This window comes from Mesorhizobium loti (assembly GCA_014189435.1).
In the GTDB taxonomy this organism is placed as follows: Bacteria; Pseudomonadota; Alphaproteobacteria; order Rhizobiales; family Rhizobiaceae; genus Mesorhizobium; species Mesorhizobium loti_G.
In genome coordinates this window covers 42683-68147 of sequence record CP050294.1, presented here as the reverse complement: position 1 = coordinate 68147, position 25465 = coordinate 42683, and the positions used below count along the sequence as shown (strand labels likewise).

Here is a 25465-nt window from a genome sequence, read left to right as displayed (position 1 = left end):
TCCTTTCAATCTGCGACGCTGAGCAGAGCGGCTTGCTCCGGCCTAGCATTGTGGCGAACCGTGGCGTTGAGGGCGATTTCCGCAGGCATTTCCTTGCCTAGAAAACGGGTCACCATCGAGCGGCAATATGCACCCGCATGGTGGAATGCGATCAGATCCCCGACTTCCGGTTCAGGTAGCGTTACGGCGCGGGCGAGAAAGTCGCGGGAATAGGTCGAATTGCCAGAGAGCCAGACCGGACGATCGGCAAGCGCGCGTGGACGCTCGCCGGTCATGATCTCGCATGCATGGTGAGCCCGGTCCGGATAGACCAGCGGTCGCGGAAATTGGGCGACGCTCGCGCTGGTGCCGGCGAAGATTCGATCTGGACGCCGCTTGATGTCGACGACCCGGGCGAAGAACCAGCCGATTGGCGCGACCAGCCATCGTCCCGGCTCGATAACAAGTTCAATCGGACGGCCGAGCCTGCTTTCGAGTTCGGCGAGCTCGGCGGCAGCCAGCCCTCCATAGGTTTTCAGGTCGAACTCTGGTGCGTCCGGGTCCTCCGGGACGCCCAGACCGCCGCCGCTGTCGACATAGCTCAGATCGGGCAATGATGCCGCGACGCGTACGAGCCGGCGCAGCCCCTCCGCCAGCGTCTCCGGGGCCATGATGTCGGTGCCGAAATATGAATGCACACCGCAGATCCGCAACCTCCGAACGCGCTCCACAGCCGCATTGAGCTCCGCCGGCAACAGGCCGAAGCGATAAGACGGCTCGTTGCCTATCTCCGGTGTGTCTATAGCGCTGCCGACATTGACGCGGACGCCGACCGCAGTGCCGGGTGAGGCGAGCGAATCAAAAGTCTCGACCTGCGCCAACGAGTCCAGCACGAGGTGGACGCCGCACGTGTGGCAATGGCGCATCTCGGCCGCCGTCATGTTGCTGGACGCAAAGATGACCCGATTGGGCGTGAAACCAGCCGACAACGCCAGCGCCAGATGGCGGGCTGAATTCACGAACACGCCATGTCCGGCGGCCGCAATCTCGCAGAGGACCTGCGGATTGTCGTTCGCCATCGTAGCGAAGTGGATTCGCTTGCGGCGTACCGGCAGCGCTTCCAATCGCGCCAGACGCTGGCGCAACACAGCGAGATCATAAACATAGACGGGACCATCGAAGCACAGCGCGTGGGCGAGGACGTGGGACGGAACGGTCATGACGGTATCACCTCCTTCAACAGCCTTCGTTCGAGCAACGCATGAACGGTGTCCAGCCCGCACTCGGTAGGCCCGCCTCCACGTCCGGCAGCATCGATCAGCGCGGCGCGCGCGAGTTCGCCGGCCTTTCGTGGCCGCTGCGCACATTCGAGGATCCGGCGGGCGCGATCGCTGATCATCATCGTGTCGACTGCGCCGCTCGATCCGCGCGCGAACAGCACCCATTGCGGCAGAACAACATCGTTGGCCGGCTGCGCATGACCGGCGATCAACCCGCCGATATCGACCGCGAACGCCGCTATTAGGTAATGCCTCGCTTGCCCAAGGATGGTGTCGCTGCTCACCTGCGTCGGACGCTCGGTGTCGTCGAGTGAATTCGCCGGCAACGCCGCGGCGGCAAGTTTCACGGCCTCGTAGCGCAGGAGTTCGCCGAGCCGTCCATCGGCGATGCCGAGTTCAGCAAGTTCGCGGGCCAGGAAGTCAATCAGATCGCCGGCGTCGCCGTGATGGCGGCCCCGCCATGGTCGCTCCGCATTACGTTCGGCGATCCAATGCGTCCAGCGCATCAATAGGGTCATCGGTGCATCGTAGTGCGGCAACAACATCGGCCAGAGCCGCTTGAGCAGCACGAGATGGGGTGAAATCTCCTCGACGGCGGCGACGAGCTCCGACGAAATGCCCGCCGTCGCGTAGCGGAAATGTCCGACGAAGATGTGGGGATTTTCACTGATCGTCCGGTCGGCTTCCGCCGCCGCCTCGGCGGCGAGTGGAAGCTCGAGGCATTCGGACCGCCGCCCGATCAGCTCTTGCGCGCGAGCGAACATCGGTGCCCCCGGGAACGGACAAAGCGTGAAGATGTGCGCGCGATATCCGCCGACTTCTAGAAAGTCGAAGAAACGCGTGAGGGTGTCCGAGGCCGATTCGGGCGTCTCCTCGGGGTAACCGAGAATGAAGCCAGTAACCGGACGAATGCCGACAGATGCCGTCGCGCGCACGATGTCGCGTGACCGTGCGAGATCGAGATCCTTGTCGATCACCGCCTGCATCGCCTGGGAGCCGGTCTCGATGCCGTAGTAGATCTCGACACAGCCGGCTTCGGCCATGTGAGCGAGCAGCTCCGGGTCGATCACGTCGGTGCGGGTCGAGCAACTCCAGGTGACGCCGAGTTCGGCCGACTTCATCGCATCGCAGAAACGATGTGTCCATTTGGCGTCGCAGGTGAAGATGTCGTGCGAGAAATTGACGTGACCACGACCCCAGCGGTCGCGCAACAGCCAAATCTCCTCCTGGATACGCGGGATCGACTTCATCCGATAACGACGCTCCCAGAACGGAGCTGTCGCGCAGAACGAGCACTTGAAGGGACAGCCGCGGCCGACGTCTAGATAGAGTGCGGCGTCCCTAATCCCAGAGTAGGCGGCGAAATCCGGGATCGGCAGCGTGTCGAGATCCTCGATCACTTTGCGATCGGTATTATGCGCGACATCCAAGCGATCACGCCAGGTCAGGCCGGCGATGCCGGACAACGTCACCCCACGCTCAAGCGCACAGATGGCTTCTGCGAACGTCTCCTCGCCTTCGCCGCGGACAACGAAGTCGATCGCCTCGAAACGCTGCAACAGCGGGCGGGCGAGCGGTGACGATGCCGGGCCGCCAAGGCCAACGATCGCGCGCGGCGCCCGTGCCTTGACGCGGCTGGCGATCGCAACGGTGTGGTGGAGCGAGTCGGAGTCGGTCATAAGCCCGACGAGATCGGTGCCGGCGCCGACGATCGCGTCCGCGAGGTCATCGTAAAAGTCCTTGCTGTTCTGGATCTGCCCGGCATTAATCAGCGTGTTGACTTCGACCACGTCCACGGCCGCGCTCGGGCAGGCGGCATGACACGACGCCTTGAGCGACAGAAGACCGACCGGCACGAATGCCTGCATGACATTGATCGGATCGCCTGGCCGGGCGTCAAAGCGACGTGCACCATGGTCGAGATGAAGGCTGGTTGCGAGCGAGATACGCATCGATTTCTTTCGCCTCAAGCGCTGACGGGTGGATCCGAAACGGTTTGCGGAGCACGCACCGGTACGGCCGGCTCCGCATGGATGCTGGCCTTGAACAATTCCTCGCGCCGCAGGATGCTAGCCTTCTGGAAGTCCGTGCTCCCGCAGCCGTCGAGACGGCCGTGGCGGACGCTGGAACTACCAGGACAGCGACCGGTGCAGAAATACTTGCGATCAGCGACCGCGCAGCCCTTGCATGTGCTCTCGAAGGTGTCCCAGGTGATGGCGCGGATGTCCCACTTGCCTTCCCAGATCTCGGCAAAATCGCTCCAGGCCACATTGCCGGCGCATAGGACCTTGTTGCCGGAACAGGTGCTGCAGGGATAAACGTCGCCGTTGGAATTGACATATGCGATGCCCCGGCCGCTCATGCAGCGGCGGGTCGCATAAACCATCGTCAGCAGGAAATTAAACACCTTGCCGGCGCACAGGCCGAGCTTGGGATCACGCACGCGCTCCCACTCTTCCTCCGTCATCCAGAACCGGGCGGCTGCTTCTACGTCCTGGCTCTGGTTGAGCAGGTGCCCGTGGAGCTTGCCGCGCCCCATCTCGACGAACGGCACGCTGCGCAGGCTGAGATCGTTCTCGATCGCCCAGTCGATAATGTCCTGCAGCTGATGCACGTTCTGGCTGGACGTCGTCGTCATTATCGACGTGTTGAATCCGGCCTGTTTCATCATCAGGAGCTTGCCCTTGGCGAACTCGAAATCGCTGAGGCCTTTGCGTGCGCCCTGCCCGTGCAGATGGTCGATGCTGACGCTGATGATCACGTCGTCGCGCGGGATCGCCGACAGCATGCGCTCGGTGATCGGCATGCCGTTAGTGGCAATCCCGACCACGAAGCCGAGGCTGTGCGCGTGACGGACAATTTCGAGGAAATTCCGATGCATCGTAGGCTCGCCACCGGTCAGGATGACGGAGAACACCCCCATCCGCGCCCATTCGTCGAGCAGGGCGAGAATGCGGTCCGTGCGCATTTCGCCCGCGCGCGCCACCCCGCCTTCGACGAAGCAGTGAGGGCAACGAAGATTGCAAGCGCGGGTGAGCTCCAGCCATGCCATCAGCGGCGCCGAGAAATGAAAATCCGTCGCCACTTCGAGCCGAGGGAGGCGATAGCCCGAACAGCTGGCGTAATCGGCGCCGGCCTCCAGCAAAGGCGCCGCTTCCGCGTCCAGCACGGCGACGTGCCCATCCGGAAAGGCGGCAAGGAGGCCGAATGCCTCGCGTCGCCATCGCACCAGCGGCCGGGTCTTGTCGGGCAGCTCGGCGCGGTGACCATGGGCGAGTGGGGCCATATGCTGAAGCATTAGGTGCTCCTTCAAGACAACAGGCTTGAGAGGTGATCGGCAATCGACGTCGCATTGAGGCCGCAATGGGCCAACAACCAACGCGGGTCGCCTGCGGGGAGGATGGCATCTGGCAGCGTCAATGCAGAAAATCTGATTGCTTCGCGCGCAGCAAGCATCGCAATGCCGGCCGCACAGCCGCCATGGGTGACGTGGTTTTCGACCGCGAGGATGCGTCCGGTCCGCCGAGCCGACGCGAGAATTGCAGATTCATCGAACGGCTTGATCCTGAGCACGTGCACGAGTTCGGGGACGATCCCGTCGTCGAGCAGGATCCAGCAGGCGGTCAGAACCTCGTCCAACATGGCGCCGACGGCCACGACCGTGACGACCGGCGGCGCGACGCTGAGCCGAACCAGACGTACCGCTTCCCGCGTCAGCAACGGATCGCCGATGCTCTGCGGCATGCCGTTCCGGCGTAGCCGGATATAGACCGGGCCTGCACTGGCCAGCGCCCATTCGAGCGACGTTTCGAGATCGATGGTATCGGCGGGTTCGTAGACGGTCATGCCCGGCATTGTGCAGATCGCGGCCAAGTCATCGCCGGCGAAATGCGACGGACCGTTGCGACCATCGAATATACCGCACGATCCTGCGATCAACGTGACTGGCAGCCCCCCCTACCCCGACCGAGATCGCGATCTGGTCGTGGGCGCGGCGCGCCAGGAAATTGGAGAACGAATGGACAAAAGGCCGTAGGCCGCGCCGGGCGAGCCCCGAAGCGACGCCGACCGCGTTGGCCTCGGCGATGCCAAGATTGACGTAGCGCTCGGGATAGCTGGCGCGAAATGCACCGGTCTGCATCGATGAGCCGAGCCCGGCATCGACGACGACGATCCGCTCGTCTCGACCACCAAGCGCCGCCAGCAACGGGCCGTAGACCTCAGCCGCGGGCATTTGCCGTCCCCTTTGCAGCCAATTGGTCGATCATGACGAGTTCAGCGGCGGTCAGCGGCGGAGGGAAATGACTCTCGGTCATATGTTCGATGAAGGGTACGCCACGGCCCTTCACAGTCCGCGCCACGATCAGCGCCGGACGATCGGCGCTGCGTGTCGCCGCCAGCGTGCTAAGCAGCATGGCGCAATCGTGGCCGTCTACCTCAGCGGCCGCCCAGCCAAGCGTCCGCCAGGCCTCCGCCAGGCCGGTGACCGGCATGATCTCGTCCATCGGGCCATCTTGCTGGAAGCCGTTGGCGTCGACCACGGCCACGAGATTGCCAAGCCGCAACCGCGAGGCCGACATCGCAGCCTCCCAGCATTGTCCTTCGTTCAGTTCGCCATCCCCCAGAATAACAAAGCAGGAGTCGTTGCGACCGCATATGCGGCTACCCAACGCGAGGCCAACACCGATCGACAATCCCTGCCCAAGCGAACCGGTTGACGCTTGCACCGCAGGAACGGTGCGCTCGTTAGGATGCGGCTCAAGCTTGCCGCCATTACGGCTGAACGATTCGAGATCACGCTGCGGTATCAGGCCGGCTTGGGCGAGCGCACAATAAAACGCAAGAGCGGCGTGCCCCTTCGACAGCACGATGCGGTCACCATGCGGCGCCTTACCCCAGGAGCCGGTTTCGACCCCGCTCGACATCAACGCGACGAGGATCTCCACGATCGACAACGAGCTTCCAAGATGGCCCTGGCCGGCCGCCGCGTGCGTCCGGAGGATCAGCATCCGCAAAGCGTGGGCGCGCTCGGCCAATTGGCTGGCCAAATCAGCGGCAACATGGGGATATTCGATGAGCATCAGAAGATCCGTGGAGGTGCGAGCCAAGGCGGGGCAGACGGCAGGTCAGCTGCGAAACGTTCGAACACGCGCATGTTCCGCTCCAGCTTGCGAAAGACCGCGAGATAGGCGTCCACGACTTCGGGATTAGCCAGCACCGCCTGCGACGGATAGCCGACCACGAGCGAGTTGCGGATTGCCTCCAGCGCGCCTGGATAATCCTCGATGCGGTAGTTGTGGTCCCCTCGTCCATGGCAAGTCCATGGACAGCCGCGTCCATAGCCGAGCTTTCCCTGCATGAGATCGTGGCCGGGCAGCGGCTGATTCTGGAATTCGACCACCGGCAGGCCTTCGGCCCAGAACACTTGCTTGAGCGCCTCATGTGCCTGGTCGACGGAGACTGCGAGTCCCGCCTCAGCCGGATCGAAGCGGAAGCGGTACATGTGATAGCAATGCTCGCGATCGGCGCCCTCAGATGGACCGGAAAAGCCTGTGATTTCGGCCAAGACCGCATTGAGCCGGGCTGCGCTAGCGCGCCGCAACGCCGTATAGGATTCGAGGTGATAAATTTGGCGGCTGACCATCACCGCAGACAACAGGTTGATACGATAATTCCAACCCATGGTCGTGCCGATCACGCGATAACCGCCATCGCTGTCGATCTCTTCGCCGAAAGCCTTCAGCCGTGCGGCCCGGTTACGGATGCCACGATCGCGGCTCACCAGAACCCCAGCCTCCCCGACCGAGGGTAGATTCTTTCCCGACATCAGACTGGCGGCGCCGACCGTCCCCAGCCCCCCGGTCGGCCGGCCGCCATAGCTGGCTCCGACGGCCTGCGAGAAGTCCTCAATCAGCGGCAACCCCAACCCATCACACAAGGTGCGGATCTCGTTCATGTCCGCCGGATGGCCGTGTAGGTGCACCACCATGATGACGCGCGTGCGCGGCGTGACTGCCCCTGCGATCGAGTGCGCGGTCACGTTGTAGGAGTACGGGTCTACGTCTGCAAAGATCGGAATCGCTTGATGATGCAGCACCGCAGCTGCGCAGGCGATGTAGGCAAGAGCGGGAACCACGACCTCGTCGCCCGGTTCGACGCCAACCCCGGCCAGCGCGCAATGCAGCGCGGCAGTGCCACTGTTGAGCGCGAGCGCGTATTTGTTTCCGGTCAGGATTGCAAGCTCGGTTTCGAATTCGTGCACCTGGGCCGTGCACGACATTTCGGTGAACAGGCCGGACTCGAGTTGTTGGATCACGGCGTCGAGGTCGGCCCGGTCCAACCGCGGCCAACGCGACATCATGACATAGCCGCTCGGCACCACGGGGTCGCCGCCATCGATGGCCAGTCGAGGACGGGGCTGAATGATTGGATTCTGGACGTTCATGCGTGCACCGCGTGCTTCTCGGCAGGGTTGTTGGTCGGGTCGATCTCATCGAAGCCCGCAGCCAGCAGCTCGTCGATCGCGTGCCCTTCCGTGTCCGGCGAGGGCGCGATACCGAGCAGCGCGGCGATGGTCGGCGCGACATCGATCACGGAGTGCAGGGGCGCTTGCGCTGCCCGGCTGGCGACATGTGGACCAGCGGCGTAGAGACGGCTGTGAAGGCGCGGATCCAATGGCGAAAAATGATCGTGCCCGCTCGTGAACTCGCACCACGGCTCCGTCACCTGAAACAGCGGGCCACGGTCGTTGCGGGCCTGATAGCCGCTGGCGCAGAAGAATACAACGTCGCCCATTCCCTCGCCGGCTCCGCCGAGATAGGCAAGCTGCTGACGCGGCCAAATGCTCTGGATCGGTTGCTCACCAGTGTCCGGCACGATGAGTGCCGTAAGTTCGGAGCACAGCCGTTCGATCAGATACTCGGCCTCCTGCTCGGACACGATGCCTCCCGGAATCGTTCTGCTGCGATTGATGTGCAGCGTGTTACCGAGCGCGCAGACGCGGGTACCGGCCCAATCAACAGCCTCGCCGCCCGCGATGAATCTAAGCAGGCCGCGTTCCGCGAGCCACTCGTTGAGTCGCACGGTGGTATGATGCAGGTCCTGGCCGTGATCCCCAGTTACGATGATATCGGCGTCACCTGCGGCCGCCGTTACCGCGCCGACAAGTTCGTCGGCCATGGCATAAAACAGTCGCAACAAATCATGTGCTTCGCGATGCCGGGCGCGGTCATAGCGTGGGTGCCGTGGATCGAGTGCTCCGTGCAGGAGATGATGAGCCCAATCCACGAAGTGGAGCTGGACCGCGAAGAAATCCCAGGACTCCGCGGTAAGGATCGAGCGCGAGACCTTACAGAGCCACTCGATATTGAGTCGACACCGCTCAATCTGTGTGGCGATGTCGATCGCGCCGGAGAATAGAAGGCTCGGGTCCGTCTGCTCCTCGATCGGACCTGCAGCCGCGAGATGCCGGTGCCATATTTCCACTGGTGCGCTGTGACTGGACAAAGCGTGCACGCAAGTATTGAACAATGCGATCCGCGTTGGCGCGGCCTCCAGACTCATGAGCTTGAAGCGCAGCGCGTGGTCCTCGTGACCCGTTCGTCCCTCGACCGGCAGCACGATTGGCTCGCTCCATTGACCAATCTCGAGCGTCGTACATAGCCGGGACCAGTCCGGTGTGGAGGCGATCGCCAAAACAGGATGAGTATTCCGATCGAAGATTGCCAATGAGAATTCGACCGCTCTATGCCCCCAAATGTTTGGTAGCGAGAGGCGGCCAAAAAACGCCACCGCGCCGCCACCGGGCGCTGCGCCGGCCCACGCCGGCCCCTCGCCAATCTGTCCGGTCCCGGGCCATCTCGACGTGCCGGCCACTGCCGTTTCGTGCAAGCATGTGATTCCACCCCATCCCGCCGCACCGTCGACGCGCAGCGATGCCTGCGACGGATACGATACTGGAAACTTCACCACGTAGGATCGGCGGCCATTGAGCAGGGCCGTCTGCCATATCGGCTCAGCCTTGAGCCGGTCGGCAAAGACCCCGGGAACGCGACAGTCGAGCGGCTGCCCGGGCCGCGCCGTGAGGAACCCTTGGATGCCGTTGGTCTGGGGATGGCAGCCGGTCATCATCGCCGCCCACGCGACCGGCGTGCATGCGGGAATGGTGGACAGGAGAGGCACCTCACACCCACGCCCCCTCAGGGCCGCGAGCGCCGGCATCGTCTCTGCGTCCAGGAACTGGTCCATGAACGCAGGAGCAAATCCGTCGATGCCGACAAGCGCAGTCCTGCGACGGGCGTTTTTGGACATGGATACCTCTCCCCATCCTAACGCTATTTCGGCGTGCCCACAGCGGCCGCAGCGGTGGCGACGCGCTCCTCCAGGAGCGTTACGTCCTCCGGCCGCCGCGGGGTCGCACTGACGCCCGGCGAGGCAAGAGGTGAGTTGTGCAGATGCACGATCTTAAGGTCTTTGCCGACACGCGAGAGAACCAGGGTCGACCGCAGGTTGGTCGACTGATTGTCTAGCGCAACGCGGTTGTGATAGGTGACGACCGCTACGTCGCCGGCGATGCGGATTTCCGGTGAAAGGATTTGCGCCCGCCGGTTTTTTCCCTGGAACTGCTCTTCGTAGCCTCGCCGGTACTCCTCCGCACCGTCGATGCGGGTCGGAACCGACACGCTGAAAACAGACGCGTCGCCAGCGAACAGATCGAAGAACGACGCGTCGCCCTTCTCGTATGTCGATACGAACGTCTTCAGGAACGCTGTCACGTCCGGTTCACTCAAAGCCATGGCCATTTCCTCCGTTGGTCAGCAAAAGCAGCCGCCTCGGTACGATTGCGGCCGATTCATTCACGAGCCCAACCTAGCAGCCCGTTTTCTCAGGCTCGCCTCAGAGGCATCACGGCCCGATCACAGTTGACGCGGTCTGCGCCCCTCGGTCATGACCTCAGTGCGGTTACAATCGGTGGAAGTAACGAAAGCCAGGAAGTCGTCAGCCTGCGTCGACGTGGAACGAGGAATTGAGAATAGGTCTGCGCGAGATCGAGCCTTCGGCGTCTTCGCCGACCGCAGGCATCCTGGAGACGCTGAGGAAGCGTGCAGCTGGGCTGCAATCACCTACTGCTCGGCCGATTTCCGGGGAGGAAAGGATTGATGGGGCGTCGGGCTGGGCTTTGCATCCTTCGCCTCAAGCAGCAGGCTCGAGCAGACGTCGACGACCAGCGAACAGGCCTCTCTCAATTGAACGAGGCTGCTGCCGTCGACGCGCGCCCTCGCTCTCCTTTCGACTTGGCGTTTCGCCGGTATCCTCACGTGCGGGTTGGTAGCTGACGTAAGCGACGAAATCAGCAGCTGCGTGTCCGGTTCGACGGCCACACCAAGCTCCTCCATGAACGCATATCGGCACGCTTCGGCGTGCGCGGCCGCCATAGATCGCCGCCCTGTCGCGAGACAGGCCTTAATCATAAATACGTGAACGGTCTCGAGATACGGGTCAATTCGCAGAAACCGATCCGCATAATTAATCACGTCGTCGTACTTGCAATGATGGCTGTGACATTCAATCAGAAACTGTAGAATATCCAGGTGGCATTGCCGGAGATACTGCCGCTTTTCCGACACCCATTCCAAATCAACGTCGCGTAAGAAATCTGCCATATATAAATCTGCCGACCTCGTCAGCACTGCAACGTCCTCGGGCGATGCCTCATCTCGACGGATGCGGCACCGCACCACCGCAGCTTCGAACTCAGCGAGATCGACGCTGACGACATTGCGATCGTTGATCCTGATGTCTCCGCTCGGCTCGATCACAACAAGCTGTTTGGCGGCCGCCTGCCCGCCGATATCACCCAGATGACGCAGTCGCCATAGGATCGTGCTTAGTCGATGCTGAGTAGCTTTGTCGTAATCGGCTAACCAAAGCAACTGCGCGATCTCATCGCGCGGAATGCCGCGACCTTGGTGTGTCGCAAGCAATCCGATCAACGCTTTAGACGTTCGCGATAAATGTACCCCAAGAGGCTGATCTTGATAGAATAGCCGTAGGCTTCCGAATGTGTTGATTTTCCAGATCATGCGCCACCTATGAGGCCCCTCGTTCTCGATACCAATGTCGTTGAACGCGTTGCTGGAAGCATACAGTCATGCCCCCGGTCCAGATGTGCATCGTGTTGTGCGGGTTCTGGTCGAGGAAGCCGAAGCTGTCGACATAGAGGCTGCCGCCGCCGAAGTCGCGGAAGGTGCGCAGGCTGAGGATCTCGTCGATGTCCTCCTGTGCCGGGTAATGGTAATGGATGACGGTGTTGATCGTGCCTTTGCCGAACTGGCTGGAGTAGCGCAGCGGGTACCACAGCGAATTGGCCTCAAGCACCGCGTCGATCAGCCGCTTGCGGTTTTCGCCGGCCACATACTCCTTGCCGCATGCCTTGCTGACCGCGTCGTAGATTTGCGTCGGATTGGCCCAGAACTGGCCGACCAGCGTGTCGATCTTGGCCGGAAAACCCTTGTCGCGCAGGAAGCGCACCGAGTCCTGGGTGAGGAAGCCTTTGAAGGCATCAGGAAGGATTGCGCCGTTGGCCGGATCGTCCGGCTTGTAACGCTCGGCCGGGAAATCCCACCACGGCATGGTCACGTCGGGGCAGAAATCCTGCAAGGCCTGCTCGAATTCATAGAGATACACGCGATGCCACGGCAGGAAGCGCTCCCAGCCATGCTGGCAATGGTTCTGGTGGATCAGCGCCAGATTGTTGTAGCTGCGCTTGTCGCCGACCCATTTGTTGAGCTTGTAGAGCTCGCGAAATGCATGGCGCAGCCGCTCTTTCTGCGCGTCGTCGAGCACATCGACATCCATGCGCTGGCGCAATTCGCCCTTGGCGTAGCGCCATGCCGCGGGATCGGATGCCGGGCCGAAGATGGGGCCGGGAAGCCCCTTCACCTCGACGCGGGCCTCGGTCGTCACGCTGACTTCGCCGGCAAGCGCGACCGTCTCGATCAGCTCGCCGGGGCAGCCTTCCTCGATCCAGGTCTCGATCCGGTCGATGTCGTCGTCGGCGACCGGCTTGCCGCCCCAGGGCAGGCGGGGGAACTGCCTGCCGTCGAAGGGCGGCAGTCCGCGCAAGCCGCGGACCAGCACCGAGCGCGCGCCGCGCCCCTTGGCGTCGCTCGTGCCGCAGCACGTTGTGGTCAGCGGCGCGATCAGCGGCATGCCCTGCAGTTGCAGCGTCAGGAAATCCGGCAGCGTCAACCCGGTCAGGCTGCCTGGTCCATCGTTGCCGCCCGCAGCGGTTAGGATCGCCTCGACGTCGCTCCATCTAAACGGCGCATCGGGTTCCGGCGCCTGCGCCTTACTTGTGGGCATCGTGGCCACCCATCTGCATCCCATCCATCTGCATGGCGTCGCTCTGCGCGTCGTCGCCCACCTGGTCAGGCAGCACCACGGCAACGTTCTGCATCATGCCCTGATCCTCATGGTCGAGGATGTGGCAGTGCAGCACGTACTCGCCGATATAGCGCTCGTAGCGGGTGCGCAGCGTGATCGTGTAGATGCCTGAAAAACCCGTGGGCAGGTTTTGCGGGATCAGGCTCTTGATCCACAGCGTATCCTTCCACACGCCCTTTAGCCCGGCATATTGCGGATCGTAGGGCGCACCGCCGGCGTCGTCTATCGCGCCCGGCGCGCTGACGTCCTTGCCGTTGGGATCGATGATCGAGACGATCTGGAACGGATTGACGTGGATGTGGAACGGATGGCTGACGAAGTGCGACTGCAACGTCCATTCCTGCGCCTTGCCCAGCGGCAGCGAGCGGTCGATGCGGGTCGCCTCGTAGGGCTTCGCGTCGGCCGTGTTGAGCGTGTTGCCGACTTCGAACTTGGTGTCCGGTCCGGTCGTGTCGATGAAGAAGGTCAGTTCCTGCGTGCCGTTGCCCTTCACTTCGTCGTCGGTGATGTCGGGATGCGGCGTGAAGCTGGTGAATTTCGTTCCGGCCTTGAGATCGGCCACGACAGTCGCTTTGACGTCCGCGGGCATGTTGGCCTCGGCGAGCGCAAGCAGCTTGCGATTGACGTAGGTTTCCACGTTGTCGACCGGCGTTCCCGCCGCGACGTCGACCAAGGCGAGCAGTTGCGGTCCGACGTCGAGCGCGTTGACCACACCGGATTTGGGCGCCGAGGAGTCGATCACGCAGTAGCGCCCGGCTTCTGGAAAGACGACCAGCGCGTCAAAGCGATAGCCAGGCTGGAAGGTTGCAAGCTTGGTCGGTTGCGATGCCGCCATCGTCAGCCCGTCGGCAGCGATCAGCGTATAGGGCACCGGCGTGGTGCTGCACGTATCCTTTATGAACGCCGCGGTGGTGATGGCATTCAGCAGCGTTTTCACCCCCGGCTTCAACTTGCCGTCATTCACCTTGAAGAACTGCAGGCTGATCGTGTCGCGCACGCCTGCATGGACCATGCGCCAGCGCTCGATCTGGCCCTGCGTCGCCTTCAAGGGGTCGTTGGGATTGAACACCTTGCCATTGAGCGAGGTATAGCGCCCCGATGCCGGCCAGGTGCCCGGCCCGAACTGGTCATAGCCCTCGATGCCGCCGACATCGCCCGGATCGCAGAAATAGTGGCCGTTGATGTCCTGCTTGATCGGGCCGAGATCGCCGGGCTTCGCCGCGGGCGCGCGGCAGGCATACTGGATCTGCTGCATCACCAGCAGCCGCTCGGGGATCGCCGAGGTCGGGATCAGCGTATCGATGTCGCCATGCGCGGTCGGGGTCGGCAAGCGGTTGCCGCGGATGATCAGCGCCCCGGCCATGCCGCTCGACACCTGCAGCGCGGTCGAGCCGTGGCGATGGGTGTGATACCAGAACGTGCCGGAAGGATGGTCCGACGGGATGTTGTATTCATAGGTGAACCGCGTCTGCGGGTTGATCGACAACAGCACATTGTCGCTGTTTCCCGATGGGCTTACCCACAGCCCGTGGGTGTGGAGATTGGTGCCGTTGAAGCAGTGGGGGATGTCGGGCATCTGGCCGTCGGGCATGCAGCCGGGGTCGCCGGGCTGCGGTCCTGCCGGCAACTGATTGTCGAGGGTGACGCGTACCGTGTCGCCTGGAATTGCCTCGATCGTCGGCGAGACATAAGGAGCGCTGGGATCGACGCCCTTGCCGGTGTAGCCGCGCAGATGGACCTTGTCGTAGCCGCCCGTGGACGGGTTGTAGATCTGGTTGTCGATGTAGTCGAGCTTGAGATTGAGCAGGCGGTCGCCGCGCACCGGCAGCGTGTTGCCGGGCAGTGGCGGAGCCGGTGCGAGCTCCGTCAGGGCAGGCTTGGCAATCGGCGCCCGTTCGTCCTGCAGCACCGGTGGATTGAGGATCTCGGCCGCCGCGGGCAGCACCGCGATCGGTCCCAGGCTGCTGAGGAAAACACCCGCGAGAATTCGCGCACGCACCATCAATCCAGGACGCGACATGGGTCCCCTCCCTACATATTAGCTCGAGATTGTATTCCGAAAAGATAGTGCGCCAGATCCGGAGATCTGTCTAGCTTGAAAAGCCGAAAACGCCAAACTTTACTTCTACCAAAACTGAACGAACGAATTTTAGAACTTACTTATACAGATCACTATCACTTCGTTTCGATCTGATTCTATTTTTAATCGGCTAAGATGCCGAGCCGCGATCGACCAACCCAGTCTCTCGATCTTTACCGCAAGCAACAATTGCCAGATGAGCGCAGCTGACAGCAAGCAGTACCACTGCCAACAAACACGCTGGAGGGAGATTGTTCGCGCTGCAGGTCGTTGCCTATCCCGAACGCCTGGTTAGCAAGCGCCTGCGCGCACCGGAGAAAACCGATATGCCATCTCCACCCCTTCTACCCTTCTTAGTTCACCCACCAAGCTGGACAGTTCCCGCGGCCGGCGTCGGGCCACACAGCGGCCCAAACCAGTCACATTGGTTCGGATTGCTCGGGAGTACCCGCGCCCACAGTCGCTTTCCAAAGTGCCGGGCAAGCCTCCACGTCTGCAAATATCGTCTCGTCTGAGTTTCCGGTGGGCGTGATCATCGGACGACTTCTCCTCAGTCCATGCGCCTTTGTAGAGGACTATGCATGTACCGTGCCAAAAGAGAAATCGTTCTCACGCAATACGATAGTCCTAACACTGCGTAACCGGGGCAGATTACCGGGCGGTGGGGGTTTGCAGGCGCGTGCGTTCGTGATTCACCCTTTGCGTGACGCGGCTCTTATCAACCAAAGACCGCAATATCCTTGTGATCGAAGCCTTTTCATGCGATTCTTCGAGCTGATCTGAAGGAGATGAGAATGCCTGAAATGCTTGCAGCGCTTTCCAACATTCGGACTGTTGAAGACTGATCGCGGCCTTCCGGGATGAGCAGCATTGCCGGTGGTGTCACATTGATTGAGGGGTAAGGAAATTGAGGTAGCAGCGCGCCCATGACCGTGAGTGCACCGACCTACAAGAACCACCGCTATCCGATCGAAATCGTGGCCCGTGCTGTTTGGCTCTACTTCCGCTTCAATCTGAGCCTGCGCGATGTCGAGGAAATGCTGCTCGAACGCGGGATCGTCGTTTCCTACGAGACCATCCGCCGATGGTGCCGAAAGCACGGCCCTGATTATGCGCGCCGCATACGCCGCAAGTCGCCGACGAAAGACGATGTCTGGCACCTGGATGAAGTCGTGGTGCGCATCAACGGTCAGAAATGCTGGTTGTGGAGAGCGGTTGATCAGGACGGATATGTGCTCGACGAGATTGTCCAGACGCGTCGCAACACCAAGGCCGCCCGGCGCCTGCTGACGCGACTTCTGAAGAAGCAGGGTCTGCCGCCAAAGCGTATGATCACCGACAAACTGCGCTCCTACGGGGCGGCCCAACGCCAGGTCATGCCGAACGTGGAACACCGCTCGCATAAAGGCTTGAACAACCGGGCGGAGAATTCTCACCTGCCGTTCCGAAAACGGGAACGAACGCGACAGGGTTTCCGGTCGGTCGGCTCATTGCAGCATTTCGTGTCGATCTTCTCCGCCGTTCGAAATCTCTTCGTCCCATCCCAGACCAACCGCTCCGCCGCACAAATTCGAACCCATCGACGCCAAGCCATGGCCGCGTGGGAAGCCGTGAGTGCACGGCCTGCCTGAAAAGCGCGGTATCGGCCTCACGCGCCCACATTGCAAACAACGTGACAACGCCCGTGGGCGATGTAGACGAGTTGAAACGTCCTATCCGGACTTGAGAAGCGTGTGTGTCCAAAACCCATCCCCAGCGGCGTCGCCATATGCGCGGCGCGCATCACGCGGAGGTATGAACGCGGCTGAAATCCGAGAGCGAGGTCCGCGACTGTCTTGGGATCAAGCTTCACGATCAGCTGAAGTCACGCTCGGCGGCCGCAACAACCTCGTTCACCTGTCCAGCTTTGAGAAGGTCGAGAGGAGCGCCCCCGATACTGGGCTTCGGCTGAATCAGCCATTGCCAGGCCGCGCGAGAATTGCGGATGATGCTCGTGACTTCAGACATCCCCTTGACCGGCCGGCCGTCCAGAAACTGTGCCAAGGGAAAGACATGCTTTCGTTCACCCTTCAGCAAGCCGATGACGGCTCCCCGTTTTTGCCAATCATGGAGTGTGGATCTTCTTGTTCCAAAGGCCCTCTCAATATCACTCGGCCCTGCAACCGGCCCTGCCCAGTCTTCGAGGCGAACCGCTGTTGCATATTCCGCGACCCTTCGCCGACCTTCCTCGAGATCTACTACGTTGCCGAGTCCCGCGCCGTGACTGACCTCAACAGGCCTTTCAACGTCGAGCTTGATCGGCCTGCTGTCGCCTCGACCAGCGAGATCCGCGACCACCGTCTCCATTGCCTGGGCAAGATCCTTTTCATGAACCAGAATCTGGCGCTGGTTCTCCTCCGAAAGCCGGACAGCTGCCGCAGTCACCGCAGCTACCATTTTGCTCTTGCCCTTTAGCTCCGATCGGGAGATTCCTGGGTTGTGCCGTGCCAACACTTCAAGAATGTCGGCGACGGCCGCGCTGCTCACATTAACGTGCACGCCCGTTCCAGATTTTCGAACCGTTGCGACCATGGCGGCCTCCATTTCTGTGGCACACATATAGTCCGGATAGTCCGGTTTGTCCAGATCGTTCGGACAGGCGAGGTGGTTCTTTAGGCTGAAAAGGCGGGGAAGCCCAGCTTGAACACGAACGGCATTACAACGTCCTGAATCGCTGCGTGCGCTCAAAGTTCGCGCTACCGGCGATCTCGAGGGCAGTCACCTTGAACCCACCGCCCTCATCGAGGGCTGACTTCACCTCGTAGAGATATTCGAGCCGAATTTGCTAATGGCCCAGCATCGACTTGAGCCAGCGCCAAACGCGTGCCCACCACCGGTCTGGATAGAGCTCGGCGTAATAGTGTTCGCGCCGGCGTTCCTCGGCTGCGCGGCCGGCGGCAATTTGCGCGGGTGTCAACTGAGTGGACCACTCAATCTCGCCCCGGTCGATCCAGTAGTGCGACTTGCACGAACGCTGCCAATTGCCGATCGACGGATACAGCGACGGTCCTTCGGGGTGATCGGTGAACCGCCATTCGGTTGGCCCCAGCGGCGTCCGCACCTTTGAACCGCAGCCGCATGCGCACAGGTGCGCCGCCGTCTCGAACTCCTCCGACACGTAGAGCACGCCCGACTCGAGCTGCGCCGGCATGGTCCGCACGCGCTCGACCTTAATCCTAATCATAGGTGTCTCCGGTGAGGCTCAGGTCGTCGATCCCGAACAACATGTGCCGATATCCCTCAGTGTCGCGGTAGAGGCCGCGCACCTGCTTGTAGCGAATCATGGCAAGGCAGGCATTGAGCGCGTTCAGTTCGCCAATCTGGATATTGGAGCGGTAAATGTCGTCGGCGACGTCGGAGAGGTCGGCCAGCTTCCGGTCGCGCATCGCTGCGCCATCGCCGACGGGATAATATGTGGCCCGCAGCATGCCGGCGATTGGGCCGTGCTTTCGGTTGAGGCCCATGCCGACATCGATGAAGGGGATGTTGCGGGAGATTAGCAAGTCGAAGATTCCGGCGCGCGAGGATCCCTTGTCGACGCAAACAAAGGCGAAGGTGACACCGTCAAGGCGGTCGGCGGTGGCCTCTCCGATGTAGGTGGTCTCGACGGTCAGCCCGCGCCGAAAGTTGTCATAGCGGTCGCCGTAGACGGAAGCCTTGGCCGTTCGAAGTTCCTCCTTGGAGAGACGGCCCGGCGAACGAAACGCGGTGTGGACGTGGTAGATGTCACCGTCGAACGCGCGGATCTTGGGGACCGGCGTCTTGACCAGCAGGTCGAGGAGATAGGCACCGGTGCCACCGAGTCCGATGACGGCGGCTGTCTCATCGGCGAACCCGGCGTTCAGGTCGCTGATCTGCGCGCGCGACGTGAGTGTGTCTTGCAGCTGGCACCGTAACGTTAACCGGGCATCGATCAAAATGTGGGATCTGGCGGCATGACCAGATTTTCCCGTGATCCTCTTTATCGTCGCCACCGATTTCCGGCGCAGGTGATTGCCCATGCCGTTTGGCTCTATTTCCGGTTTCCGCTCAGCCTGCGGATGGTCGAGGATATGCTGGCAGCTCGTGGCGTCATCGTCTCTCACCAGACCGTGCGACTTTGGGCTGAGAAATTTGGCAGACACTTTGCCAATGATATCCGGAAGCGATCGGCCGGCAAGCTCGGCGACAAATGGCATCTCGATGAGGTTGTCATCACCATCGGTGGAAAGAAACACTGGCTTTGGCGCGCGTTGATCAGGACGGGTTTGTTCTCGACGTGTTGGTGCAAAGCCGTCGCAATGCCAAGGCGGCAAAGCGCTTGATGCGAAAGCTTCTGAAAGGGCAAGGCCGTTCGCCGCGTGTGATGATCACCGACAAGCTTCGATCCTACGGTGCGGCGAAGCGGGAGATCATGCCAGGCGTCGAGCATCGCTCGCACAAGGGCCTGAACAATCGGGCGGAGAACTCTCATCAACCCGTCCGACGGCGGGAGAGGATCATGAAGCGCTTCAAGTCAGCGCGACATCTTCAGCGTTTCGTTTCCGTCCACGACCCGATCGCCAACCTCTTTAACGTTCCCCGCCACGATATTCCATCCACCCACCATCGAGAACTCCGAGCAACTGCCATGCAAGCATGGCGCCAAATCGCGCGCCTTCACGCCGAATGAACCAAAGCCTCACTCCCAGATCTTGTTTTCACAGCGTTAAGTTTACGGTGCCCGATGGTTCTTGTAGGTGGCGCATGCTTCGACCATGCCAACCTGACTTATCGTCAAACCGTTAAGCCAAAATCAATGTGACAGCACCTTTCCTCGACATGGCGCAGGCCCAAGGGAAATCGGTAATAGAGCCAAACGGCGTGAGCAATGATCTCGGTCGGAAAGCGATGGTTCTTGTAGCGGCAGCTTCAGACATGCCCGGTGCCTATCGTCAATCCGTTAACGCTGAACAACGTGACAGCGCCAATCAGGAGCGCGCCTAAGCGCGCTCACCATTATCGGGTTTGGACACGCCGGCAGGCACATCACTGTTGCGTTCTATTCCTTCTATGAACTGACGATATGTCGGATTTTCGGCCAGCAATTCGTTTTGCATGCCGTAAAAGGCCGTGTCGGACGCGCAAAGAAAGAGAACGCGTGACATTGGTTTTATCAACGAGAGGTCATGGGTAATGAACACGCTGGAGTTGTCTTTTTGAAGCGTCTCAATGGCAGCCAGAGCGCGCTTCCGGTTAACTTCGTCTAGCGCAGCTGTGGCCTCGTCCAAAAGAAGCAGACGCGGTTTTTTCAGTAGGGCACGGGCAAGCGACACACGCTGTTTCTCACCGCCAGATAATCGATTGCCGCGCTCTCCCACCGTTGATTCGGCTTGCGCCTCATGCCGATTAATGACGTCTGTCAGCCCAAGGATGGAAATCACCTCGTCGATATCCGTTTTCGGTCCGGAATAGCCGAAGGCAATGTTCTCCCGGATCGTCCAATCGAACAAAAGGCAGTCCTGCTGTACCACGGCGATGTCTTCCCGCAGCGCGCTTGCATTTTCGTCCGAAACAGCCTTCCCGTTTATCATGTACGCCCCATCGCTCGGCATGGTAAGGCAGGATAAGAGCTTGAGAAGAGAGGTTTTCCCAACACCCGACGGGCCCACGATGAAGAGCGGTTCCTTCGGCTGAACACTGAAGCTAAGGCCGGACAACACCGGATGGTCAGCGACATCAATTGAAACATGGCGAAGTTCCAGGGTGAAAGGCTGCTTTTCCGCCGGCAGCAGGACCTTCGTTGGTGCCGGAACGTCGACTGCCAGCAGATCGGCAAGAAGTCGGGCCTCCCCGAGGGCCGCATGCACGTCACGATAAACGCGTGCAAACGTTTCGACCGGCTGCAGCAGTCGAATAATGTAGGTATTCAGCAGGACGAGTTCCCCGATGCTGAGAATACCCTCACCGGCATTGACACCGCCGCGCCACAATACGCCAAGTACGACCAAGCCGAAGACGAGCGCCTGGAGACCACCATAGTAGGCCCTCTGTCGGAACGTTATTGCCCAGGCCCGATCGTTCACTTTCAGTTTGTCGTCAAGTTTGCTGGTGAATTCGGAACCCAAATTCGATTGTTGAACCAGCTCGGCATTTGCCACCCCGTCGAGGCCGAAGCTCCAGGCATCGATGCCGCTTTCCATGGCTTCTTCCGTCGACGAGCGAATGCGCCGGGCAGCGATGTTTGCGATGAACCCGTACAAGAACAGTGCGACGACAAGAAACCCTGCGATCCAAAAATCAATCATGAAGGCAATCACCGACGCCGCGATTCCCAGTTCGATGATCGTTGGGATCAGAAAGAACGTCAGATTCGACGTAATGTCTCTGACGGCATCCAAACCCTTTTCTATCGTACGGCCGATCTCGTAGGTCGTGTAGGTCTTGAGACGGTAGTAAGGTAACGAGACGGCATGTTGAAAGACATGGGTAGTCAAGTTGCGTTGGAGCCTCAGATTCATGGGCCCGAAGGTAAGCCACTGGATTTGTTCAAGGATTCCAACCAGCGTTAAGCCTATGCCGAAGGAGAGGATGTAGGTAACAGCAGCATTGATCCGTCCGTTACCCTCTGTGAGGGCATCAATACCCAGTGAAAAGAACACCGGAAAGATCGCAGCACCTACCGCTGTCGCCGCAATGGTTAGGATCACCAGCGCAAGCAATGCCTTTTGCCTGCGATTTTGCGCAATTACCAGGAACACGACCTGTAGTACCTTTGATAGATCTGTCATCTAACCACCGTTACCATGTACAACCGAATAACTACCAATGTATAGCTAAACACAGATTGGTAGAATCACAATATACATCGAAACATACACATTGACAAATCGGAGTTATATCTTATGAATCGACCGTCACCGCGAGGTGCGGTGCGCTAACAGAAGGAGATTCCTATGAATCAGAACCTGAACCCTCCGCAGTTTGGTACGGCAATCGAATTCCTCGATGACGAAGACGCCACTCCGGGCGTCGCCTCGGCAGCAGCATGCTCACGTTGCGACAGCTCCAGCCGCAGCGGCGCATCGGGCAAGTCTTCCGGCTCGTCGCGTTGCGGCCAGACCGCCTGATCTGACCAGGCCCACCCCGGCGCCAGCATCCTGAGCGCCGGGGTGACCACGAGCACACGCATGCAGAACAATTGACTGCATCGGTACCGCTGTCGCCATTCTAGGATCGGAAACTATGTACACAATATCGCCGTTTGTGCTTGAGCCCGCCGACATTGACGGGGTTTGCAAACTGTTCACGCCGACCGGGGCCGCTTCGATTAGCGATGCCAATCTTGCAGCGGCTCTGCGGGAATTTTCATCGATACGGCCGTACATCGATGAACACTGTGTCTCGGAAATTCTGGAGCGCAATGCCCTGCCCATCGATGCAGCGGAGCAGTTCCTGACCAAGCTCAAAGTTCTGCGTCGCATGAAATCCGATGAAAGCGTTGTGATCTATTGCGCTTCGGATGAGATTTCGCGATCCTTGGGGAAGTGCATTGAGAACAACGACGCCATAACCTGCACTTCGATTGACGACCTGGCGCTCATAGGCAATCCGACCTTCCTTGTTGCGATTCAAGCCGCCTATTCGTCAACCACGGCGCGGGAAATCTACGCCGCATGTGCGCGGAGCCCTGAGTGCATCGTACTCCACGCATATTTTGTTTTTCGACACTTTGTCATTGACGGGTTCTACTCAGCGTCGATGGGCTTGCCTGACCATTTCAGTGGCCTTCATAACCTGGCCGGTCTCGACAGAAACCCAGGCTTCAAGCCAACCAGTTGGGCCGACTTCTTCCTTTCTGACCCCTATGCCCTCAACTCGCTCTCAGTTCCAACGTTCGCTGCGTTAGAGATAGAAGCGGCAGCAGCACTACACCTCCTATACACGCGCCTGCGCCCCCTCCTTGCCGACGGCGTTGCGCCGCTTTTCCCCGATGACCTCAGCACCATTATTGAGATGAATCTGGATACGGGTCGCATTGAGCGCCATCGAGGAGCCCATTCCACCTACAGTGCGGAACCGCGAACCATTTGAACGAGGGAGCAGATGCCATGCCGACCAACGACATATCAGCTTTGAACCAGATCGGTTTTACCAGCCAATTCGTCGACCCTGACGTCGAACATACTGTTCGCACCTTTCACCATCATTGTTTTACCTGCGCAGGGTCCACTCTGGAACAACGCATCAGTGCGCCGTTTCTTTCGAAGGAAACTCTACTTCTCGCAGAGACTAAGGAATCTCGATTTTCTCATTTCAGTCACATCGTCACCGGCCACTCCACCTCAACGCAGACAGCCGTTTCACGCTGGCCGTCCCTGAAGGAAGGGCAGCTTGGTATTGTGGAATTCGAAAAGATTGCCTCGATCCTGGGCCAGGCAATTGGAGCGGATGGCTTAGGGCGCAGGCCATATCCATCCGGCGGCGCGCTCTATAGCGCTGAGGCCATCGTAGTAACCAGCGAAATGGTTGAGGGTATACCTCCATTTTCTGTCGCGCATTACCTCCCGGGCAGCAACCGCTTCGAACTGCTGCCGGCGCAATTTGATCAGGATCGGTACAATGCCATCGCCACCATTAACGGGGCCGTTTTCTACGTCGCCTACTTCATCAATTTGAAGAAAGCGACCTTCAAATACAGGTCGCGGGGCTACCGGCTTGCCTTACTAGAGATCGGTTCGATGTATCATCACATCACAACTGTAGCTCAGGAAAACGGGATTGCTTCGCGCGTCTTGGCCGGCTTCTCCGAGTATGAGTTTACCAAGACCTGTGGCCTGGACAGCAGGTTGCTTCTCCCCGCTGCCATTCAAGCCTTTGGTTTTCCGGGAGATGCGAATGTCCAATAGCTTCCGCAATTTCGACCTAAAGACGCCGAGATTCCGCCTGTCGGCAAGCTACCCTGCCTCTATTTACGAACCTGCCGTTTTCTCCGCTGTCGACCATCTTGCGGTCAACGGGCATGGTTTTGGTTTTGATGGCGACGCACATATCAAGGCAATTGGGGAATATTTGGAACGGTACGCCGCTTTTCGTACCATTCAGCCGACCCATACCGGGCGGTTACACGAGATGGGACTTTCAAACGCGGAGCAAGTGGCCCTCCAAGGTGTATTGCTGCAGACCTGCCAACCCGATATCTCCAAAGAAGATCTCGTGGAACACGCCTTTAACCTTGTCGAAGTGCAGCGGTTTTCGACGGGCGAACGTTGCCTATATCCTGCCGTCTATCTTTCTCTGCACAGGTTCAGCGGCTGTCGCGACGCTGATTTTCTGCCGGTGCGCGACACCTCCGGCAGTGCTATTCACCCGGATCGCGCCACGGCGTTCCGATCGGCGTTGTTAGAATTCGTTGAACGGCAATGTACAACCGCTATGTGGGTGTCGCGACGCTGCAACAAGATGGCGCCCCTTTACGAAAATCTCCTCGGCCGCGGCAAAGCCGGCACCACCTGCCGGCAGATGACGCGGGAGGGTTCTGTTACAGTGTACGACATCTCGTTTTTGAAGGGCGTTTCAGTGCTGTTTGCCGAGTACCGGTCACGCAAGGAGGACGACATTATCAATTTCGCATGCGGCTGTGCCGCAGACTACGACGCAGAGACCGCGGTGTTGAAGGCGTTTACTGAGGTGTGGCAGACCTCGCTGTTGCTTCCGCAGATGGAATTCTTTGGCATGCACGAGTATGGAAGCGACAAACTAAAAGCAGATTTCAGGGCGGCCAACAGGCCGGATTTCGAACTAGAGGTGCGGGTTGCCCCCCTCCACATCGGCCCCGAAATCGAAAAAGGAACGCTGAAAGATAGCCTGCTCTCGGTCTCTCACAACATCTACGTCTACGAGAAGGCCATCACGGTCTCCGGCGCAAAGGTGTGGTTCTGCCGTGTCGTCTCCCCCGACTTCTTTGTTCACATGAGCCCTGGTGTGGGCAATAACAATGAGAATGATTGGATCAATCTGTTCTGCGCGCCGGGGACCGGAAGGCTGGAGCCGCTGCCATTCTCATGAAAGAGAGAGGGAGGTTTTGCCCCCCTCTAACTTACGTCTAGGTACTGCAGCGGCGCTTCGAGATCGTTACTCCCAATCCGACGTCTCTGGCGATTTTAGATCGGGCTCGTGCATAAGCAGGGGCGACCATTGGATAGTCCGGGGGAGGTGCCATTTCTGCCTGTATTCATCAGGTGTCATCTGGTACTTCGTCTGCAAATGTCGTTTCAACGACTTGAAACGTTTACCATCCTCCAGGCAAATGAGATATTCCTCATTTATTGATCCTTCCTCTTTTACAATCGACCCTAGCTGCATGGTGCCGTTTTCCGCAAGACCAAGGGAAGGATCGTCATGACCCTTGCTGAGAATGTGCTGAAGACGCGCCACAAGCGGCGGAAGGTCGGCCGGCGATATATCGTTTCGATTGAGATAAGCCACAATAATGGCCGTTAGAGATGCGACAGTAACGTTCTCGGAAGGAATTGGAGACTTGCGATCCATATCTTACCTACAATAAAGATGGCCACGTCCCAGCTAAAAAGCCTTTTTTACGCGTTTCGCAGCCAAAATACTGTTGATCTGCTCAAACTCTGCCGGCTATCGCGGGCGAGTGTTGAGAATTACCGTAGATACA

20 protein-coding genes and 3 pseudogenes are annotated in these 25465 nt (G+C 59.9%); 7 read left to right on the top strand and 16 right to left on the bottom strand.

The features are described from left to right. Nucleotides 1-5: 5 nt before the first annotated feature. The 12 genes from HB777_35095 to HB777_35040 all read right to left on the bottom strand — a co-directional run bounded on the left by HB777_35095 (nucleotide 6) and on the right by HB777_35040 (nucleotide 14724). Nucleotides 6-1262 carry a hypothetical protein gene (locus HB777_35095; GenBank protein QND69056.1) on the bottom strand — a complete coding sequence of 419 codons (1257 nt, stop codon included), beginning with the start codon at nucleotides 1260-1262 and terminating at the stop codon, nucleotides 6-8. Next, complete coding sequence (locus tag HB777_35090) at nucleotides 1196-3127, bottom strand: B12-binding domain-containing radical SAM protein (protein ID QND69055.1); 1932 nt, start codon at nucleotides 3125-3127, stop codon at nucleotides 1196-1198. Before HB777_35090 ends, HB777_35095 begins: the two co-directional genes overlap by 67 nt. 98 nt (nucleotides 3128-3225) lie before the next feature. Beyond that, nucleotides 3226-4545, bottom strand: coding sequence for a radical SAM protein (locus HB777_35085; GenBank protein QND69054.1), 1320 nt, complete (start codon nucleotides 4543-4545; stop codon nucleotides 3226-3228). Between the two features lie 23 nt (nucleotides 4546-4568). Further along, entirely contained in the window at nucleotides 4569-5198 is a 630-nt protein-coding gene (locus tag HB777_35080) for a hypothetical protein (GenBank protein QND69053.1), read from the bottom strand. Continuing rightward, entirely contained in the window at nucleotides 5134-5493 is a 360-nt protein-coding gene (locus HB777_35075) for a hypothetical protein (GenBank protein ID QND69052.1), read from the bottom strand. Before HB777_35075 ends, HB777_35080 begins: the two co-directional genes overlap by 65 nt. Continuing rightward, nucleotides 5480-6340 carry a transketolase gene (locus HB777_35070; protein QND69051.1) on the bottom strand — a complete coding sequence of 287 codons (861 nt, stop codon included), beginning with the start codon at nucleotides 6338-6340 and terminating at the stop codon, nucleotides 5480-5482. The genes HB777_35075 and HB777_35070 overlap by 14 nt, the downstream gene beginning before the upstream one ends. Then, entirely contained in the window at nucleotides 6340-7704 is a 1365-nt protein-coding gene (locus tag HB777_35065) for a DegT/DnrJ/EryC1/StrS family aminotransferase (protein QND69050.1), read from the bottom strand. Before HB777_35065 ends, HB777_35070 begins: the two co-directional genes overlap by 1 nt. After that, a complete protein-coding gene (locus HB777_35060; GenBank protein QND69049.1) occupies nucleotides 7701-9569 on the bottom strand; it encodes a hypothetical protein in 1869 nt (622 codons plus the stop codon). Before HB777_35060 ends, HB777_35065 begins: the two co-directional genes overlap by 4 nt. 23 nt (nucleotides 9570-9592) lie before the next feature. Next, on the bottom strand, nucleotides 9593-10054 hold the full coding sequence (locus HB777_35055) for a nuclear transport factor 2 family protein (GenBank protein QND69048.1): 462 nt from the start codon (nucleotides 10052-10054) through the stop codon (nucleotides 9593-9595). 327 nt (nucleotides 10055-10381) lie between these two features. After that, the gene (locus HB777_35050; GenBank protein ID QND69047.1) at nucleotides 10382-11341 is read right to left on the bottom strand and encodes a hypothetical protein; all 960 of its coding nucleotides are present in this window, start codon (nucleotides 11339-11341) and stop codon (nucleotides 10382-10384) included. 7 nt (nucleotides 11342-11348) lie between these two features. After that, nucleotides 11349-12623, bottom strand: coding sequence for a tyrosinase family protein (locus HB777_35045; GenBank protein QND69046.1), 1275 nt, complete (start codon nucleotides 12621-12623; stop codon nucleotides 11349-11351). Further along, on the bottom strand, nucleotides 12610-14724 hold the full coding sequence (locus HB777_35040) for a multicopper oxidase domain-containing protein (GenBank protein QND69045.1): 2115 nt from the start codon (nucleotides 14722-14724) through the stop codon (nucleotides 12610-12612). Before HB777_35040 ends, HB777_35045 begins: the two co-directional genes overlap by 14 nt. Nucleotides 14725-15710: 986 nt before the next feature. On the opposite strand from HB777_35040, the gene HB777_35035 reads away from it, so the two are divergent. Continuing rightward, on the top strand, nucleotides 15711-16415 hold the full coding sequence (locus tag HB777_35035) for an IS6 family transposase (GenBank protein ID QND69044.1): 705 nt from the start codon (nucleotides 15711-15713) through the stop codon (nucleotides 16413-16415). Nucleotides 16416-16638: 223 nt separating this feature from the next. Here the strand turns inward: HB777_35035 and HB777_35030 are convergent, their stop codons facing one another. Beyond that, nucleotides 16639-17355, bottom strand: coding sequence for a hypothetical protein (locus HB777_35030; protein ID QND69303.1), 717 nt, complete (start codon nucleotides 17353-17355; stop codon nucleotides 16639-16641). Between the two features lie 253 nt (nucleotides 17356-17608). After that, nucleotides 17609-18004, bottom strand: coding sequence for a hypothetical protein (locus HB777_35025; protein QND69302.1), 396 nt, complete (start codon nucleotides 18002-18004; stop codon nucleotides 17609-17611). Between the two features lie 438 nt (nucleotides 18005-18442). On the opposite strand from HB777_35025, the pseudogene HB777_35020 reads away from it, so the two are divergent. Then, nucleotides 18443-18589, top strand: a pseudogene (locus tag HB777_35020) (CxxxxCH/CxxCH domain-containing protein). A gap of 169 nt (nucleotides 18590-18758) precedes the next feature. Continuing rightward, nucleotides 18759-19474, top strand: a pseudogene (locus HB777_35015) (IS6 family transposase). A 310-nt stretch (nucleotides 19475-19784) separates the two neighbouring features. Here HB777_35015 and HB777_35010 read toward each other — a convergent pair. Then, nucleotides 19785-21572: an ABC transporter ATP-binding protein gene (locus tag HB777_35010; GenBank protein ID QND69043.1), complete on the bottom strand. Its 1788-nt coding sequence runs from the start codon at nucleotides 21570-21572 to the stop codon at nucleotides 19785-19787. 165 nt (nucleotides 21573-21737) lie between these two features. Here HB777_35010 and HB777_35005 point away from each other — a divergent pair, with 165 nt between their 5' ends. The 4 genes from HB777_35005 to HB777_34990 all read left to right on the top strand — a co-directional run bounded on the left by HB777_35005 (nucleotide 21738) and on the right by HB777_34990 (nucleotide 24849). After that, nucleotides 21738-21911: a hypothetical protein gene (locus tag HB777_35005; protein ID QND69042.1), complete on the top strand. Its 174-nt coding sequence runs from the start codon at nucleotides 21738-21740 to the stop codon at nucleotides 21909-21911. A 115-nt stretch (nucleotides 21912-22026) separates the two neighbouring features. Then, on the top strand, nucleotides 22027-22875 hold the full coding sequence (locus HB777_35000; GenBank protein QND69041.1) for an McbB family protein: 849 nt from the start codon (nucleotides 22027-22029) through the stop codon (nucleotides 22873-22875). 17 nt (nucleotides 22876-22892) lie between these two features. Then, nucleotides 22893-23690 (top strand): SagB/ThcOx family dehydrogenase, encoded by a 798-nt coding sequence (locus tag HB777_34995; protein QND69040.1) that lies wholly within the window; start codon nucleotides 22893-22895, stop codon nucleotides 23688-23690. Next, complete coding sequence (locus HB777_34990) at nucleotides 23680-24849, top strand: hypothetical protein (protein QND69039.1); 1170 nt, start codon at nucleotides 23680-23682, stop codon at nucleotides 24847-24849. The genes HB777_34995 and HB777_34990 overlap by 11 nt, the downstream gene beginning before the upstream one ends. 37 nt (nucleotides 24850-24886) lie before the next feature. Here HB777_34990 and HB777_34985 read toward each other — a convergent pair. Next, nucleotides 24887-25332, bottom strand: a pseudogene (locus tag HB777_34985) (MucR family transcriptional regulator). Nucleotides 25333-25465: the final 133 nt, after the last annotated feature.

Excerpts from the sequence above, each read along its gene's own strand:
- HB777_35045 (QND69046.1), bottom strand. The coding sequence starts at position 12,623 with ATGCCCACAAGTAAGGCGCAGGCGCCGGAACCCGATGCGCCGTTTAGA.
- HB777_35070 (QND69051.1), bottom strand. The coding sequence starts at position 6,340 with ATGCTCATCGAATATCCCCATGTTGCCGCTGATTTGGCCAGCCAATTG.
- HB777_35085 (QND69054.1), bottom strand. The coding sequence starts at position 4,545 with ATGGCCCCACTCGCCCATGGTCACCGCGCCGAGCTGCCCGACAAGACC.
- HB777_35075 (QND69052.1), bottom strand. The coding sequence starts at position 5,493 with ATGCCCGCGGCTGAGGTCTACGGCCCGTTGCTGGCGGCGCTTGGTGGT.
- HB777_35065 (QND69050.1), bottom strand. The coding sequence starts at position 7,704 with ATGAACGTCCAGAATCCAATCATTCAGCCCCGTCCTCGACTGGCCATC.
- HB777_35055 (QND69048.1), bottom strand. The coding sequence starts at position 10,054 with ATGGCTTTGAGTGAACCGGACGTGACAGCGTTCCTGAAGACGTTCGTA.
- HB777_35060 (QND69049.1), bottom strand. The coding sequence starts at position 9,569 with ATGTCCAAAAACGCCCGTCGCAGGACTGCGCTTGTCGGCATCGACGGA.
- HB777_35040 (QND69045.1), bottom strand. The coding sequence starts at position 14,724 with ATGTCGCGTCCTGGATTGATGGTGCGTGCGCGAATTCTCGCGGGTGTT.
- HB777_35090 (QND69055.1), bottom strand. The coding sequence starts at position 3,127 with ATGCAGGCATTCGTGCCGGTCGGTCTTCTGTCGCTCAAGGCGTCGTGT.
- HB777_34995 (QND69040.1), top strand. The coding sequence starts at position 22,893 with ATGCCGACCAACGACATATCAGCTTTGAACCAGATCGGTTTTACCAGC.
- HB777_35050 (QND69047.1), bottom strand. The coding sequence starts at position 11,341 with ATGATCTGGAAAATCAACACATTCGGAAGCCTACGGCTATTCTATCAA.
- HB777_34990 (QND69039.1), top strand. The coding sequence starts at position 23,680 with ATGTCCAATAGCTTCCGCAATTTCGACCTAAAGACGCCGAGATTCCGC.
- HB777_35010 (QND69043.1), bottom strand. The coding sequence starts at position 21,572 with ATGACAGATCTATCAAAGGTACTACAGGTCGTGTTCCTGGTAATTGCG.
- HB777_35035 (QND69044.1), top strand. The coding sequence starts at position 15,711 with ATGACCGTGAGTGCACCGACCTACAAGAACCACCGCTATCCGATCGAA.
- HB777_35000 (QND69041.1), top strand. The coding sequence starts at position 22,027 with ATGTACACAATATCGCCGTTTGTGCTTGAGCCCGCCGACATTGACGGG.
- HB777_35030 (QND69303.1), bottom strand. The coding sequence starts at position 17,355 with ATGGTCGCAACGGTTCGAAAATCTGGAACGGGCGTGCACGTTAATGTG.
- HB777_35005 (QND69042.1), top strand. The coding sequence starts at position 21,738 with ATGAATCAGAACCTGAACCCTCCGCAGTTTGGTACGGCAATCGAATTC.